This window comes from Pseudomonas sp. 2822-17, assembly GCF_002742485.1.
Classification (GTDB): Bacteria; Pseudomonadota; Gammaproteobacteria; order Pseudomonadales; family Pseudomonadaceae; genus Aquipseudomonas; species Aquipseudomonas cyclaminis.
The window spans coordinates 1-221 of the sequence record NZ_LJRZ01000002.1; the positions used below are offsets into that span (position 1 = coordinate 1).

The window sequence follows — 221 nt, forward strand, 5'->3', positions numbered from 1 at the left end:
CAAAAAGGCGCTGACTTCGTTAACGCCGGCAACCAGTTGCCGAAGATCGATCTGACCGTTACCGATCCATCAGGCGCCAACTCCAGCAACAGCGGCCAACCGACCGTCAACCTGCACAACGATGTGCCGGTGATCACGGTTGCTGCTAACACCCTGGAAGAGAACTCGGCTGCTGCGGGCACCGTCGCTGGTACCTTCACCGCGACCGACGAAGAAACCCC

General features: G+C 59.7%; 1 protein-coding gene. It reads left to right on the forward strand.

What is annotated here, in order from left to right:
* A partial coding sequence (locus tag AOA60_RS32485) for a hypothetical protein (protein ID WP_158234996.1) occupies positions 1 to 221 on the forward strand: 221 nt, incomplete at both ends.